This window comes from Rubripirellula tenax (genome assembly GCF_007860125.1).
GTDB lineage: Bacteria > Planctomycetota > Planctomycetia > Pirellulales > Pirellulaceae > Rubripirellula > Rubripirellula tenax.
The window spans coordinates 640,445-655,382 of sequence record NZ_SJPW01000006.1; the positions used below are offsets into that span (position 1 = coordinate 640,445).

General features: G+C 54.9%; 13 protein-coding genes and 1 pseudogene. 6 read left to right on the plus strand and 8 right to left on the minus strand.

Translation table 11 applies throughout. The features are described from left to right. The first annotated feature begins 27 nt into the window (after positions 1 to 27). Entirely contained in the window at positions 28 to 2,634 is a 2,607-nt protein-coding gene (locus Poly51_RS23230) for a glycoside hydrolase family 95 protein (RefSeq protein ID WP_246114711.1), read from the plus strand. A gap of 69 nt (positions 2,635 to 2,703) precedes the next feature. On the opposite strand, the gene Poly51_RS31075 is transcribed toward Poly51_RS23230, so the two are convergent. From Poly51_RS31075 to Poly51_RS31435, 5 genes and pseudogenes are all read right to left on the minus strand, one after another. After that, positions 2,704 to 2,925 (minus strand): ATP-binding protein, encoded by a 222-nt coding sequence (locus Poly51_RS31075; RefSeq protein WP_449314220.1) that lies wholly within the window; start codon positions 2,923 to 2,925, stop codon positions 2,704 to 2,706. Between the two features lie 117 nt (positions 2,926 to 3,042). Then, positions 3,043 to 4,334, minus strand: a pseudogene (locus Poly51_RS23235) (IS256 family transposase). Further along, entirely contained in the window at positions 4,321 to 5,019 is a 699-nt protein-coding gene (locus tag Poly51_RS23240; protein WP_146460550.1) for a hypothetical protein, read from the minus strand. Before Poly51_RS23240 ends, Poly51_RS23235 begins: the two are co-directional and overlap by 14 nt. 97 nt (positions 5,020 to 5,116) lie before the next feature. After that, positions 5,117 to 5,602: a hypothetical protein gene (locus Poly51_RS31430; protein WP_246114712.1), complete on the minus strand. Its 486-nt coding sequence runs from the start codon at positions 5,600 to 5,602 to the stop codon at positions 5,117 to 5,119. Beyond that, on the minus strand, positions 5,603 to 5,923 hold the full coding sequence (locus Poly51_RS31435; RefSeq protein WP_246114713.1) for a hypothetical protein: 321 nt from the start codon (positions 5,921 to 5,923) through the stop codon (positions 5,603 to 5,605). A 278-nt stretch (positions 5,924 to 6,201) separates the two neighbouring features. Here Poly51_RS31435 and Poly51_RS23250 point away from each other — a divergent pair, with 278 nt between their 5' ends. Further along, positions 6,202 to 6,609, plus strand: a complete 408-nt coding sequence (locus Poly51_RS23250; RefSeq protein ID WP_186775749.1) for a DUF2178 domain-containing protein — start codon at positions 6,202 to 6,204, stop codon at positions 6,607 to 6,609. Next, positions 6,599 to 6,820 (plus strand): helix-turn-helix transcriptional regulator, encoded by a 222-nt coding sequence (locus tag Poly51_RS23255; protein ID WP_246114714.1) that lies wholly within the window; start codon positions 6,599 to 6,601, stop codon positions 6,818 to 6,820. The genes Poly51_RS23250 and Poly51_RS23255 overlap by 11 nt, the downstream gene beginning before the upstream one ends. 17 nt (positions 6,821 to 6,837) lie before the next feature. Here the strand turns inward: Poly51_RS23255 and Poly51_RS23260 are convergent, their stop codons facing one another. Both Poly51_RS23260 and Poly51_RS23265 read right to left on the minus strand, forming a co-directional pair. After that, positions 6,838 to 7,908, minus strand: coding sequence for a GNAT family N-acetyltransferase (locus Poly51_RS23260; RefSeq protein WP_146460554.1), 1,071 nt, complete (start codon positions 7,906 to 7,908; stop codon positions 6,838 to 6,840). Beyond that, positions 7,905 to 8,576, minus strand: coding sequence for an FMN-binding negative transcriptional regulator (locus Poly51_RS23265; RefSeq protein WP_146460556.1), 672 nt, complete (start codon positions 8,574 to 8,576; stop codon positions 7,905 to 7,907). The genes Poly51_RS23260 and Poly51_RS23265 overlap by 4 nt, the downstream gene beginning before the upstream one ends. Positions 8,577 to 8,826: 250 nt before the next feature. Here Poly51_RS23265 and Poly51_RS23270 point away from each other — a divergent pair, with 250 nt between their 5' ends. The 3 genes from Poly51_RS23270 (at position 8,827) to Poly51_RS23280 (ending at position 11,315) form a co-directional block, all read left to right on the plus strand. Then, a complete protein-coding gene (locus Poly51_RS23270; RefSeq protein ID WP_146460558.1) occupies positions 8,827 to 9,231 on the plus strand; it encodes a hypothetical protein in 405 nt (134 codons plus the stop codon). Next, a complete protein-coding gene (locus Poly51_RS23275) occupies positions 9,228 to 9,425 on the plus strand; it encodes a helix-turn-helix transcriptional regulator (protein ID WP_146460559.1) in 198 nt (65 codons plus the stop codon). Before Poly51_RS23270 ends, Poly51_RS23275 begins: the two co-directional genes overlap by 4 nt. Positions 9,426 to 9,515: 90 nt before the next feature. Further along, positions 9,516 to 11,315, plus strand: coding sequence for a CIA30 family protein (locus tag Poly51_RS23280; protein WP_146460561.1), 1,800 nt, complete (start codon positions 9,516 to 9,518; stop codon positions 11,313 to 11,315). A gap of 2,600 nt (positions 11,316 to 13,915) precedes the next feature. On the opposite strand, the gene Poly51_RS23290 is transcribed toward Poly51_RS23280, so the two are convergent. Further along, complete coding sequence (locus tag Poly51_RS23290) at positions 13,916 to 14,380, minus strand: hypothetical protein (RefSeq protein ID WP_146460562.1); 465 nt, start codon at positions 14,378 to 14,380, stop codon at positions 13,916 to 13,918. Positions 14,381 to 14,938 lie beyond the last annotated feature (558 nt).

Here is a 14,938-nt window from a genome sequence, read left to right on the forward strand (position 1 = left end):
TGCGCGAGCATGGGGGACGCTCAGAAGATGTCTGCTGAGGAACCCACCTCTGGATTGATTGCAGGTGGGCCAGCCAAAACTCTACGACTCTGGTACGACGAGCCGGCCCCAGACAACGACGACGGATGGGTCAACCGGTCGATCCCGATGGGCAATGGCTATATGGGGGTCAACGTGTTCGGTGGTACGACGAGCGAACGCATCCAGATCACCGAGAATAGCCTGTACGACTCGACGGAAGGTCGAGGCCTTCGCCACGGAGGTCTTAACAATTTTGCGGAGGTCTATATCGACTTCGGCCACAACAACATTAGCAACTACGAGCGGGAACTAAACCTTAACGAAGGTGTCTCCCATGTGAGGTATCAGCAGGACGGCGTGGAGTACTCCCGAGAGTACTTCACCAGCTATCCCGACAAGGTGATGGCAATACGATTGACCGCGTCGAAGCCGGGCGCGTTGTCGTTCACGCTTCGGCCGACTATCCCGTTTTGGGGAACTGGCAAGTCGGGAATGGGGGTAGCGAACGAGGATACGATCACGCTGTCCGGTGTGATGGATTATTACGGGGTGAAGTACGAAGGTCAGTTGAAGGTCATTCCGACAGGTGGGACGATGAAGGTTGGCGCGTGGCGGTCGCAGAGACACGCACTCGGAACGATCACCGTTTCAGACGCCGATAGCGCGGTGATTCTGGTCGCAGTTGGGACCAACTATCAGATCAGCCCTGAGGTGTTTCTGACCTCAGAGAACGCCGACAAGCTTTCAAGTTTTCCCCACCCCCACGACAAAGTGACTCGGTATCTGAACGATGCGGCGGCGAAGTCCTACGAACAGTTGTTGGCAAACCATCAAGCTGATTACAAAAAACTTTTCGGTCGTGTGAGCCTTGACCTTGGTGCTACGCAGCCGAGCGTCTGCACCGACGAACTGGTCGATGCGTATCCCGATGGCGAATCGAGCCGCTACCTCGAAGAACTCGCGTTCCAATTCGGACGTTACATGCTGATCTGTTCGTCGAGGGCAGGCACGCTGCCGCCTCACCTGCAGGGAATCTGGAACGTCTATAGCGATCCGCCGTGGGCGTCGCAGTACCTGCACGATACCAACGTGCAGATGGCGTATGCGCCTGCCTTCTGTGCCAACCTGCCGGAGCTGTTTGAAAGCTATGTCGGCTTCTTCAAAGCGTTCGTCCCTCGCCAGCGCCAGTACGCGACGCAGTACATTACGGAGTTCAATCCCTCGCAGCTTGATTCAGGTGGCGACAACGGTTGGTCCGGACCGTTTTGGACCAACCCATACACGGTTACTGGGAAGTCACCCGTGGCCGGCTTCGGCACTGGTTCTTGGATCGCTCAAATGTTCTGGGACTACTACGACTATACGCGCGATCCGTCGCTGCTCGCGGACAAGGTGTATCCCGTGATGTATGACCAGGCAAATTTTGTATCCCGGTTTGTCAAAGACGTCGATGGCGTCCTGCTTGCCGACCCTTCTTCGTCCCCGGAGCAAAAGCTGCGGAACACGGTAGGCACGACCTTCGACCAGCAGATGTTCTACGAGAACCACCACAACACGTTGACGGCGGCACAGATTCTGGGACGCAGCGATAGCCGATTGCCCACGCTCAAGAACCAGTTGCAACTGCTTGACCCAATCCAGATCGGCAAGTCAGGGCACATCAAGGAATTTCGTCAGGAGCAATATTACGGCGAAATTGGCGACCCCACACACCGACACGCCTCCATGTTGCTCGGGTTATACCCGGGCCAATTGATTAACGACGCGACTCCGGCTTGGCTTGATGCCGCCAAGGTCAGCCTGACCAAACGCACCAATCAAACCAATATTGGATGGGCGCGTGCCGAAAGGATCGCGATGTGGGCCAGAGTTCACGACGGCGAGGAGGCGTACTCGTTCTATGAATCGCTGTTGGGCGAAAACTACCTTCACAACCTGTTCAATGACCACCGGGGCGGACCGTTATTCCAGGCGGACGCAAACTACGGCGCAACGGCCGGTGTGGCCGAGATGCTGCTACAGAGCCAGGACCACGTCGTGGCACCATTGACCGCAATGCCCGAGGCATGGCCCGAAGGCAGCTACCGAGGCTTGTTGGCGCGAGGCAACTTCGAGGTGTCGGCGCAGTGGTCCGGCGGTCACGCTAGCCAATTAGAAGTGTTGTCCACATCCGGCGGGAACCTGGACTTGAGATACCCCAACGTCACCCAGGCCGTCATCAAGACCTCCGAAGGTCAGGCGGTAGACTTCGCCCTCAAGGGCAGTGACCAAGTCAGCATCAAGACCACCAAAGGCCAGACCTACGTGTTCACCGACATCCCTGTCTGCATTCCAGTAATCGCGCCCACGAACCTGCAGCTAAATGAGGAAGCAGGAACAGATCAGATCCAGTTCTTCTGGACCGGCAGCGCGAATGCAACGTCGTACAAACTTTACCGCGCGGTTGGCAACGCACCGGACTACGAGCTGATCGCCGCCGAAATCTCGGGCACCGATTTCGCTTACCAAGCCCCGGACCTGAAAACAGTCGACCAGGTGACGTTCAAGGTCACCGCGGTGCGTGCTGATGGGCGAGAGAGCGACCAGGGATCAATAGTGATTTGGCTATTGTAGTAGTGTCAGTTTGCGGGTCAGAACCAGCCACTCGTTTGCGGGTTAAAACCAGCCAGTCTTGGGATGGTTTTAGGCGGTTTTCTCGGTGGCTTCGGCGGCCGGTCCCGGTTTGCGGGTTTGGCTGGTTTTGGATTTTGGCTGTGATGCCGGGTCAACCTCTTTATCGGCTCGGCGGCCTCGTAGTCTGTAGCTGTCGCCGGTGATTTGGATCACTTCGGCGTCGGACAGGAACCGGTCCAGGATCGCCGTCGCGCTGGGCACGTCGCCGATCAACTTGCCCCAATCCTCCAGCGGACGTTGCTCGTCATCATCGTGGTGCTGTCACGGGGCGCTTGAGAAGGGACCACCTGTGGGAGCCTCTGGTCCCTTTTAAAATTGGTGGTTTGAGATCGGGCTGTTTCGCCGGATCTACTTGTCTTTTTCGGCATCCGAGCCGGTGGGCGATTTTGTCCCTTTTGAACTTTTCTCGGCATTTTTAAGACGGTAGCTACGGCCGGTGATCTTGCGGAAACCTTTTTCAGCTTCCAGCAACGCATACGAAAGCCAACGACTGGCTTGGTCGGTCTCAGTCCGGAAACGCGTCACGCGGCCAAGTTTGCGACGCGTGTTCAAGAACGAGTTCTCGATCGCGTTGGTGCTCAGCAGTGAACGGTGGAGCGTGCTGGGAACATTCAGACGTTGCAGCGCCAACAGGTCGTCACCGGCTTCGTGCAGACTCCGATACGCCTCGGCATTGATCGGTTCCAGAAACGCCTTGAGCTCGCCAATGACTTCCTCCGCAGCTTCGATTCCTTGAACGCTGCGAAGACGTGTGAACAGACGCGTGAGCGCGCCCCAGTGACGTTTCGAGAGCTTGCCTTTGATGTTTCGTTTCTTGTGCACCAAGCAACGCTGGATGACCGCATCGGCAAAAACTCAACCACCGCTGAGCGAAGGGCATCGCTGCCGTCGAGAACCACGTACAAGCGGTGGTCACAACTGAATCCGCGGTTGACGATTCGGCTCATCAGTTCACGCGAAACCTCGAGGTTTTCGCAACTTCCGAGTGAAAAATCCAGCACATGTTTGCGGCCCTCGCTGTCGATCCCCAGTGCCACCACCGCCGTCTGATCTTGACTCAAACGAATGCCATCGAGCATCAAAGCGCACCATGTGATTGTGCTGAGATCTTTGTCTCGCAACTGTTCAATGAACTTACTGCCAGCTTCTTGCCAAAGACGCGAAACGTTGGACTTTTTGACACCTGGAGAATTTGGCTTCAACTCTTCGACGCCTCGGGCGCTGACGCCAGAAACGATCGCTTGAACGATCTGTGCCTGAAGCTGCTGGGGATCTCTGGCAACACGGTAACTGCTCAGCTCGACTTCGTTGCTCGAGCCGTTGCTGGACTTCTGACGCACACGAGGCCGGACGACTTCTTCTCACTCGCCCTCGTACAGAACGCGGCCAGGACTTGAGCCCGCGCGATAGTGATCACTTGGTGATGGAGCGTGCTTGACTTCACAGATCATCTCACGCACATGCCCTCGCAGGAAGTCGCGAAAGACCTGTCCGGTTTCTCAGGCTGAAACTTGCCCCAGCGATTCTAAAAGACTAACTTCGTTCACGACGGTCTCCCAGTCGGTTGCCGCCGACGAAAATTGGAAAGTTGCGGAGAGCAGAGTCTGCTCTCCGGGAGACCATCTTTCAACTTTCAACAATGAGTGGGACGCTTCCGATCGAAAGCCTGCTTGGGATAAAACCCGAAACCCGAACATGACCCCACGCGAAGCGTTTCTCAGGCTTGGTAAATCGCAATCGACCGCGATGGCCTACGGTGATGGAATCTCCAGAAGAAAGCAATCGACGCGACGTTGATTCTGCAAAGTAGTCTTCGTCGTCGCGGTGAATCAAAATCGGTTCTGAATTGCCTTCGGTTTGCAGCGTCAGATCAGAACGCATCGAAGACGATGGGGTACCGATGGAGACCAGATCGTTTTGAAGCAGCAGTAGGCTTCCTAATCCATCGACTTTAAGGATGTGCGCGGATCCCGTCGCGGATTTTCTCGATGATCTCTTAGGTTCGGAATTCTGGCGAATCCCACTACGGGTGCCATTCATGTTTTGGATCCGTTGCCGCAACTTTGCGATCTCGATTTGTCGACCTCCCAGATGTGCGGCTGCCTCCGCATCATGCCATGCGTCGTCGTAACGCCCGCCCTCAAAATGCTCGTTGCCTCTTGCGACAAACGCAACAATGATCCGATCGACCAAGACCTGAGCATCGCGATGCCTGCGACTGGGCGACGATGTCAGAAGCGAGAACGCTTCGTCCAATCGTCCCGCGTCCATCGCGATTTCGGCTCGTATAAGGTCAATGTGGAACAAGTTTTGTTTCTTTTGCAAAAGATGCAGTGCTAGAAAGATTTAGGCGTCCCCATGTAGCCGAGCCTCTCCGAGGCTCGGAAAACCGCGTCTCGGAGAGACGCGGCTACATGAAGGCCTATTTTGATGTTAGTTCAAGGCGCTCGGTCTTTTGTCCGAAATGCTCGTCATACGCTGCGATGACATTCTCTTCGATAACGACATCATCGTGTAGCGGGATCGCAAACGCGTCCTGCTCGTGCGAAAGCACTCGCTGCGCCACCGCCAGTCGTGTTTCGATCTGCCCGAGCAATTGATCGGCTTCGGAAAGCCCGCTGCCATCAATCGAAATCCCCGCGTCGATTTTGGATGCCTTCAACAAGCGACTCTGTGCCGCCAATGCTTCGACCTTCTGTTCGAGTTCGACTTTGCGATGTCGCATCTTATCCAGCATCGCCAAAGCCGCACTGAGTCCGTCGCGTCGCTTTTCTAGCAATCGCGTTTTCGTTTCAACGGCTAGCTCGCCCTGTTTGAAACGTTCAAAACGCTGATGCATTTGGTCCGTCAACTGACCACGCGATAGCTCTCGATCGCCAATCGAGTACGAAACCTGTCTCACACGCATCTAGTCTCGAAGGCTCGCCAACGTTTTCGCCTCAACTTCCATACGGTCAGTGCTGGCGATCACATCGCTCTGAAGCGCCGCGATGGCGACTTCTTCCTGAGCGATCACGCGGACCTGTGATTGTAGATCGGGCAAAATCGCTTCGATCAAGTCGCGAGCACGTCGCAACTCGAATTCCAGCGGGACAGAATCTTTCACGGATTCCTGAACCGACCGAGCCGACGTTCGAACGTAACTGGTGAAATTCGCCCCCAGCAGCAAAAAGCCCCCCACAAACAACGCGATCGCCGTCCCCAGCGAGTATTTGATCCAACGCAACATGATGATTGACCCTCCCAAGGTCCTGAAATCGAGACACCTTCTTTCCGCAAATCACGGTCACATCAAGGCAGTCGGGAGCGAGTAAAGAATGTTGCAAACATTCTCGAAGAAAAACCACGTAGGTCCGTCTCTCCGAGACGGACGCTGATCGTGCGCGAGTCTCGGAGAGACACGCCTACATAAAAGCACCAACGCATGACAAATATACTTGACATTCCGAATGTATAGTCTAACATGCGCTCAGTCGATGAATGTTTCTCAGCAAAGGGTTTCAAACGATGAATGCATTAGAAAAGGTGGCCTGGACTGAACTTGTCGTTTCTGTGCTGGCGATTGTTGTCGTCTTGGCCTTGTACCCGTGGTTGGGCGGAGCAGCGATGGGCGGATTTGGGTTGCTCGGGTTGCTGGGCGTCACTCCGATCTTCATGCGCAAGCGAGGCAGTCAAGTCGCTAGTGATGAACGCGACCAGCAAATTGAACGACAAGCGTCATGGAGGGGATTCGGTACCGCATGGATGCTGATGGTGTGCTCGCTTGCGGCGATCATGATGTGGCACTCCCACCACCAGCGCGATATATCGCCTGGATTATTGTCCATGGTGATATGGATTCAATTCGCGTTCTGTTACGCCATCAAGGGCGCGTCGTCGCTGATTCAATACCGAGGAAACCACCGTGCCGCGTAAGCCGGAACCGAACCTAACCAATTGCGTTCGAGAGCTGCGTGGTGACACCAAAGGCATGACTCAGCAATCGCTAGCGGATGCCGTCAGCGTGACCCGCCAAACGATCGTCGCGATGGAAACTGGCACCTACACGCCGTCACTCGCGCTGGCGATCCGCATCGCAAGGGTCTTTGACTGCGGAGTCGAGGATGTGTTTACGCTGGATGAGTAGGCGACTCCATTCACCATTCACTCAAAAACATAGTAAATGTCCCAGTCATCCTCGCTCACTTTCGTAAATCCGTGACGCTGGTAGAAACGATGGGATGGGCTCTCTCGCAATGCTCCCAGTCGTATCGACCACTGTTTTCGGCTGGCGACTGCTTTGATTCGCTGCATCACGGCGGAGCCGATGCCTCGCAATTGAAACTCCGGCAGGATGTAGAAGTGATCGAGGTGCAATCGGTCGTCACCTGCCCTCAACGTGTAGAAGCCAACCCTCTGGCCAGCAATAATAATGGCTGTCGTGTACTCGCAGTGGAACGAGTTGCGGAGCCGGTCACGTGCTCGCTGCGGATCGAAACGCCCGACTTTTTCCAGGCTCTCTCGCATGGCTTCAACACGAATCGTCGCTAGTTTGTCTAAGTCCTCTTCAGTGACTGACGCGTACTCGATCAAACTGCCCGGAACAAAGGATTCCGAGTGCCTGGACTCGGACAGTTGGTTTCCTGGCAGTGCATCGCTCGAATCGGGTAAGTGTTCATACACCGACTGCCAGTCAGAGTATTGGGTTAGACAGCCGACTACTGAGAGGATCGGTGAGCGGTGCAGGCCTGGAAGATCCCGTTCGCCGGTATGAGTAATCGGAAACGCGAGACGTTCCGTAGGCGGCCGGAACTCAGCGTCTAAACCATCCTTGTTTCCTCTGGCGTCGATTCGATACCAGCCAAAGGCAGCCAAGTAGACCGCGTTGAGTCCATGCAAACAGTACGGTCCGGAGTCGCCATCGACAGTCAATCGCTGGTAGCACAAAGCCGCCGGAACTTTGTTGGCGCGAAGCAGCGCTGCCAGCAGGTGACTCTTGGCATAGCAGTACCCAGTGCGGTGGAGGAGTACGTCAGACGCTTTGCATGTGACTGGATTGGTGCAGAAGTCCGAGCTGTGTCGGATTTCGTCGCGAACGAAATGAAAACAACGCTTGGCTGTTTCTAGCTCGCAGTCTGATCGCAGGCTGTTTGCGACTCGGGTCACTTGTGTGTTGTCAAAGTTAATGACTTCACAAGGTGACAAGAATTCCGATGGGTTTGCGTCAAAATTCATATTTCGTGGCTCGCTTCCGTTGATTCATCAGCGGCTTTCTCCGCACAAGCCAAGCCCTCCGCCTTCATTAGCTGTGCAAGTTGGATGGCATTCTGCTGGGACGATGCCATCAGCGAGTCGTGGACTTGCTGTCGATCCGCTTCACTGCGGTTTTGTCCGAGCTTGTACTTGCCTTCAATGCGTGTGACTCGAATCTCGAAGGCAATGATCGCTTTGATGAGCTGGGCTTGGTAGTCCGCCGGCAATTCACCCGACCATGGCGAATCGAATCCCTGTTCGTAGAACGTGACGGTCTCGGCCAATATCGAAACGACACGTTCTTCGTCGCTGATGATCTTCGGCATTCCGTAAGCGTGGATCGACGCGTAATTCCATGTCGGCACGGACGTCTGGACCGAGTACCAAGTCGGCGAGATGTAGCTGTGTGGGCCATGGAAGATGGCAAGCAGTTCATTCTCTTCAACGAAGTGTTTCCACTGCGGATTGGCAATCGCCATGTGGCCGACCAGCGTAATGCGGTTGTCGTCATCCTCGAAACAACGCAGTGGTAAGTGGCTGGCGAAGGGGACGCCCGCTTCGTACGAAACAAGTGTTGCGAATGAATGATCGTTCATGAACGCAGTCAACTTCTCTGGCTCGTTGACCTGGAACGACGACGGAATGTACATGCAGGCGACGACTTGTAGCTGAGAATAAATGGATGGGAACTAGCATAGCTTCCGGAGCGACACCGGAGATGGCTGGCAAGTTCGCGGCCACGACCAAGACCATTCAAAGAATCTCCTGAAGTAACGCGATTTGGTTTCCAAGACCGAGAAAACGATTCCCAGCCAAAATTGAAGTGTAAAGCGTGCTTGACACTAGTGTGGATGCGGCTAATGTAAGGTTTCCTTTACATTTCCTCGGGACTGATTTGCGATGACAAAGATCACTTACAAAGAAGGCAACCGCCGCTTCCGGATGTATATCGCGCCCTTGATGGTCGCCTATGTGGCGATCTTGGTGATCGGTCCATTCGTCGTGGCCATGTTCGATTCGAAGCCACCCTTGCTGTTGGCGACGGTCGCGGTCATCAATGCGGCACCGCTCCTTGCTGCCTTTTGGATGATGCTCCGATACATTGACACGACCGACGAGTACGTTCGACTTCGGCAGTTAAAGGCGTTTGCGGAGGGCAGCGCCTTGACGTTGTCGGTTATCATTGTTCTAGGCTTCTTGCAGATCTACGAAGTGGTTCCTCGTGTCAATGTCCTCTTCTTTGGCCTTGCCTTTTTCGGGCTCTATGGAATTTGCTACGTCAGCCGCAACGGGTGGCGACCGTGATCAACGAAGTCAAAGCGTTGCGAGTGGCAAAGGGATGGAGTCAGACGGTTTTGGCCGATCAGTTGAGCGTTTCTCGGCAGACGATTCACGCGATCGAGACGGGCAAGTATGACCCGTCTTTGCCGCTGGCGTTTGCAATCGCACGAGTCTTTGAAAAGACAATCGAAGAAATCTTTCAAGATGAAGGTCGCTGATTTCGCGCCCCGTCAACGCCTCAAACCGGCCCTTGCTCTCGTCAAACCCCTGCCCCAAATATCACCATATCCTGCACGAGCCAGCCTTTCATGCGTACTTTGATCCTAGCCCTTGCCGTCTATCAACTCGCCGTCGTCGCTTCCGCTAGCCCGCCGGTGTTCTTCGACAAAGTCGATGTGTTTGATGGTGAAAAGCTGATCAAAGATACTGGAGTCTTGGTCGTTGATGGCACGATTAGCGAGATCGGGACCGCCATTGAGCCGCCACCGGAGGCGAAGGTGATTGACGGCGACGATCGCACGCTTCTGCCGGGCTTGATCGACTGCCATACGCACGTCGTTGACGAAAGCAATCTGTCGCAGGCAGTCATGTTTGGAGTCACCACGGAACTGGACATGATGAGCATTCCCGGTTTTGCTCGCAGCTTGCGAAAGGAACGAGACAATCCGAAGGCCGAAGTGAATCGAGCGGACTTCTATTCGGCGGGCGCGGCAATCACAGTCGCCGGGGGTCACGGCACTCAATTCGGATTCGCCGTCCCAACACTCGCCCAGTCCGACAACCCGGCGACCTTCGTCCGTCAGCGAATCGGTGAAGGTTCCGACTACATCAAAATCATGATCGAAGACGGCAGTGCCTACGGATTGGAGCGACCGACGCTCAAAAAGCAAATGGTCCAAGCGTCGATCGATGCGGCGCATGAGCGGGACCGCCTCGCGGTGGCTCATGTCAGCACCGTCGAAGGTGCTCAATTGGCGGTCGATTGCCGAATCGACGGCTTGGCACACCTGTTTTGCGAGAGTGCCATTCCGAAAACGTTGATTGAACAAATGAAACAGCAATCCGTTTTTGTGATTCCGACCGCCACGGTTGTGTCCAATGTCGCCGGGCATAACAGCACCAATCGCTTGATTGAAGACGACTCCATTGCACCGCTGTTAACCCCGACCAACACTACCAACCTGAAAAACACGTTTCCCAATCAGGCGAAGAAGCGTAATTCATTGGACAAGTTGAAGGCCAACATCCTCTCGCTGCATCGTGCCGGAGTTCCGATATTGGCGGGAACCGACGCACCGAATCCGGGGACGGTGCATGGGGCGAGCCTGCATCACGAACTGCGTCTGCTCGTTGAATCCGGCCTGAGTCCTCAAGCTGCGCTGGCCGCAGCGACCTCACTCCCAGCCGATTCATTCAAACTAAAAAGTCGCGGTAGAATCGCGGTCGGCTACCGTGCTGACTTGGTGCTGGTCGACGGCAATCCGACGAAACGAATCGAAGACACATCACGCATCGTCGGGGTTTGGAAGAACGGACGTGCGATCGACCGTAACGTTCGGATTAATGAAGTGATGAGGGAAAAGGCGAAACCAAAGACCACGCCGGATTCCAAGGGAGCCATGCAAGTTGCCGATTTTGAATCCGGTGAAGTGAAGGCGGAATTCGGATCAAGCTGGATCGTAAGCACGGACAAGATGATGGGTGGCGTTTCAACAGGAACGATGATTGTTGCTGATGGCGGCGCATCGAAAACCAAACGTTCGCTAGTCGTCACCGGGACGGTTCAAGACAAGGCACCAGCATTCTCGGGCGTCATGTTTTCGCCAGGACCGGCACCGATGGCGCCGATCGACTTGAGTTCACAAAGGCAGATTCGATTCTGGGCCAAAGGCGACGGAGCGACCAAGCAGTTGATGCTGTTCTTTCAAAAGCGAGGATTCACTCCTTCGATCAAGACTTTCAAGACGTCGAATGAATGGCAGGAACACACGTTCAAGATTGCTGACTTTGACGGATGCGATGGAACCGACATCATCGGATTTTGGTTCGGAAGTAGCCAACCAGGCGAATTCGATTTTCAAATCGACGAGGTGTCGCTGACACAGTAGTGGTGGGCTAAACATCTTAGCTTAGCGTTACTGTAAGGCACTTAGGTGCGGAGCAGCGGTAGGCTGCGACTCTCACAATGAGATCAACAGTTCTTCTCATCGTGCTTTGATTGCATTCAAAGAAGGCCACGGAATGGGTATGGCTTGGTGAGTGCATTCTCAAGAAAATCATGGAGGCTTTCGTGTTGCGAGGTGGACTCATCGAGATACCACTCCTTACCAAAAGCGTTGGGGGTATCTCGCATCAGCGATAAAAACGAATCGGCTGACTTGCAACCTAACAATTCCATCGCCTGTTTTGCGAGCACGTAAGCCGGTTCTCCCTTGCCGCCATCGAACCTGTCGTATGCGTAGTCTATCTGTTCCTTGTTCGAGTGAATACAGACAATACTGTGAACAAGTTCCGGTTGCGAATGGCACTGCCGCTGGCTTCTGACGTTTTTGGCGCAGCATTAAGAACCGCGAAGGCGACGCGTTTGTGAAAATTGAATTTTTGTCAGTGCGAACATTTTTCCTGTTCCGACGTGGACCAGTCTGCACGCAAAAAGGGATCAATCCGTTGCACCGGAGACACGAAGGCTCAAATCAAGCTGCCAAACACCGCTCAAAAACCTGAATCATTCACCCGTCAGACGCGGGGCCGGTAGCTGGTGTTCCTGGAGATCGCCAGTAGCGTCCATTCGGCAAGCGTCACCAGACAGCATCCTATTTCGAGCACAACCATACCGCGCAACGACGCGAGCATCAATCTCGATCTGCGTCGTCTGCGCACCTATTCGAGGCAGCGCATCAGCGCACCTATTCGAGGCAGCACATCAGCGCACCTGTTCGAGCATGGGCGTCAGCACACCAATCCGAACGCATCGCCCGCCTGGCCTTCGGCCCCGCCGGTGACGCATCCGTCATTGTGCCAGCCAAGCGTTGCGAGCATCACGCGTCGCCCGATGTCATCGCAACACTGCTCCAACGCACCTTCTAGTTGCGATAACGGTTGGCATCACCGGGTGGCGGCGAAAATCGTGATTTCGAGAAAACCGCACCACCGCCACTCCGGTGCATGCCGTGGTTATCCCATTGCATTGAATCGAGCATTGAATCAGCGATGGGCAGCGGTGACCACCGTTCGACAGCATAGCGGGCATTGAATCGAGCGGCAAGTTTCGAGCTTTGCCGACCGTCAGCGGGTCGGGCACGGCGACCGAAGGGAGCCGAAACGCGGACTCTCTCGCCAATGGCGAGGCCTAGTGGGAAAAGACAAATGGAGCCATTGGCGAGAGTGTCCGCGTTTCGGCAGCGTGCAGCGGAGCAAACCATTCCAATGCCAGACGAGTTGCAAGCTTCGGGTATTGAGAGAACGTTTGCAGCGACTTGGAGAACGTGACGTTCCGCATCGCCGGAAAAAATAGATCAGCGCGACCAAGAGATTTTCCGGCGATGCGGTACGTCACGTTCGGACGTGATTTCGAGTCAAGCGTTTAAAGCAAAGTCGGCCGGCATCCCCGGCAGTCGAGCGTTGCCGACCGAACCGCAACGAAGCAGGATCAGCCGGCACCTCCGCGCATTAGTTGGGATAACGGTGGCGATCACGGAGGCACGGCCCATGCGGTCACCATTTGTAAAAACCTTATGCCGTGCTCCCGTGCATCGCATGGTTCACATGCTCGGCGGCAAGTAGTGGTTGTCGATCAAGCTTGGTTCGACCGCATCATTGTATCGCGTACCGAGTTTGTATGCAAAGGTCCGCACATCCGTTGGAATACTGGGCAGCAGTCGATTCACAGCGAGTTTGCGTTTCCACCAGGTAGCGAGAAGTCGTTTGATCGAAGGGTTCGTTCGTCATCGGGCGTTCGCAAAGCCTCCAAAGACGAACCACAGAGTTCGCGTTGCCCAATTCGCAGTCATCGCGTTTACGATCCGTGTTGATTCTCAGCAGAGTTTGATCTAGCGAACACGTGATTGAGATCGTCATGCGCCGCGAGTGGCGTTACCGAAGTAGGTCACGAGAATCGACAGCGCAACTCACCTTCATTCTCGGCTAGCGAAAAACATTACGCTGTGATCCGCATCGCCATGTGAACGGCTGCCGTCACCGCGGCACGGCCAATGTGGTTGCCATTTGTAAAATTCTCATGCCGTGCTCCGGTGCACGGCATGGTTACACGACGGGTGCTGACGATGTGGTTGCCGATTGGCCAGTCCGATCGACGTGCCCGCCCATTGTAGCCGACCGAAGCAAGACCGAGCAAGTTTGACCGAGCACGCCAAGTTGAACGTTGACTGTGGATGATTGCTCGAAGATTGGATAGTAGATCAATGAAACGCCACGGGCACTCGCTGCGGAATTGCAACCGCGCACCAATCTCGAGCATGAACTGCCCCGCGTACCGACGACCGCGCATCTCGGACGGAATCACGAGCCTGCCGACCGCGCAACAATCGACCGCGTAGGCGATGCAAAGTCAGATCAACCACAACGAATCCGCGTTGTCTTTGATTCGATTCGTGTAACGGTAGCGATCAGCGGGCCGGGAGAGTTGACGATCCATTCGTGAAACCTTGCAAGCCCGGCTCCGTTGCATCGCATGGTTCGCTGCAATATATCACATCCCGAGCGGGGGTTGGTACGGGTTGCCCGAATCGTCAACATCTTGCGTGTTTATTGATGAAAGGTCAACAGTCGTCGTCGCTTCCGGTGAGTGCAAGCGCGAGCGTTTGCGAAACACAAACACGGCCAGGACAAACATCGCGGGAACAAAGGAGAACAGCACGAGATTCATTGGATACGCCAATATCACGGTCGGCCCCACAAAGTCGAGCCAAGGTTCGCCGGGCCCATCGCGCTGGAAGATCACGGTAGGAACGGGCCAGCCGTGAAAACGAGTATTGGCATTCGCGAGATACGTGTAGTGGAATGTCGTTAAGTACGCGGCGACGACGCTGGCAGCCAGGGCAGCTAGGAACAGCAAACGCGACCAAGTCGGAATACGGCCCGCGATCGCTGCATGCGTAGCCCAAACGACTAAGCCGCAAGCAGCGAGAAACAGCAGCAAGATTAGAGCAAACAATATCGTGTTGACCTACGTTTCGTTGCCGTCTTGTCAGTCAGCGAACGTTACACATCACCGGGTGGCGGAGGACGACGTGATTTTGGAAAAACGGCACCACCGCCACTCCGGTGCATGTGATGGTTATCCGCTTCTGCGACACACGTATCCGATATATCCACCGAGTAGGGTCAGGGGCAAAACAGGAAGTATGTGAACCATGAGTGTGTTGTCTTGCCAGCGTTCGGTCGGTATCCCAACGAATACGAAGGCAGTGTAGAGAATACCAGATATCAAAGCGACCATGCGCCAGCGTACAATGGCAAAGCGTTCAGCTATCAAACCGCAAAGGACGTAAGGCGGGTAAACGAACAGAGGGAATGCTATAAGGTCAAGCCAGATGGAAGTCTGTCCGTCGCTCTTTGCAAACGATGACGCGAATAGCGAGAAGAATACGCCGGCGCAACCAGCAAGCATTATGGATGTGAGAAATGCGGCAAATATCGCGACCGCAATTCCGAGAAAGTCCGACTTGCGTAGATCCATTGGTGTGTCGTGCCGAGATTCGCTAGCGGGAGT

Bases quoted from the DNA above. Each gene is read 5' to 3' on its own strand.
- Poly51_RS23230 (WP_246114711.1), top strand. From the start codon at position 28: ATGTCTGCTGAGGAACCCACCTCTGGATTGATTGCAGGTGGGCCAGCC.
- Poly51_RS31430 (WP_246114712.1), bottom strand. From the start codon at position 5,602: ATGCGTGTGAGACAGGTTTCGTACTCGATTGGCGATCGAGAGCTATCG.
- Poly51_RS31435 (WP_246114713.1), bottom strand. From the start codon at position 5,923: ATGTTGCGTTGGATCAAATACTCGCTGGGGACGGCGATCGCGTTGTTT.
- Poly51_RS23250 (WP_186775749.1), top strand. From the start codon at position 6,202: ATGAATGCATTAGAAAAGGTGGCCTGGACTGAACTTGTCGTTTCTGTG.
- Poly51_RS23260 (WP_146460554.1), bottom strand. From the start codon at position 7,908: ATGAATTTTGACGCAAACCCATCGGAATTCTTGTCACCTTGTGAAGTC.
- Poly51_RS23265 (WP_146460556.1), bottom strand. From the start codon at position 8,576: ATGTACATTCCGTCGTCGTTCCAGGTCAACGAGCCAGAGAAGTTGACT.
- Poly51_RS23270 (WP_146460558.1), top strand. From the start codon at position 8,827: ATGACAAAGATCACTTACAAAGAAGGCAACCGCCGCTTCCGGATGTAT.
- Poly51_RS23280 (WP_146460561.1), top strand. From the start codon at position 9,516: ATGCGTACTTTGATCCTAGCCCTTGCCGTCTATCAACTCGCCGTCGTC.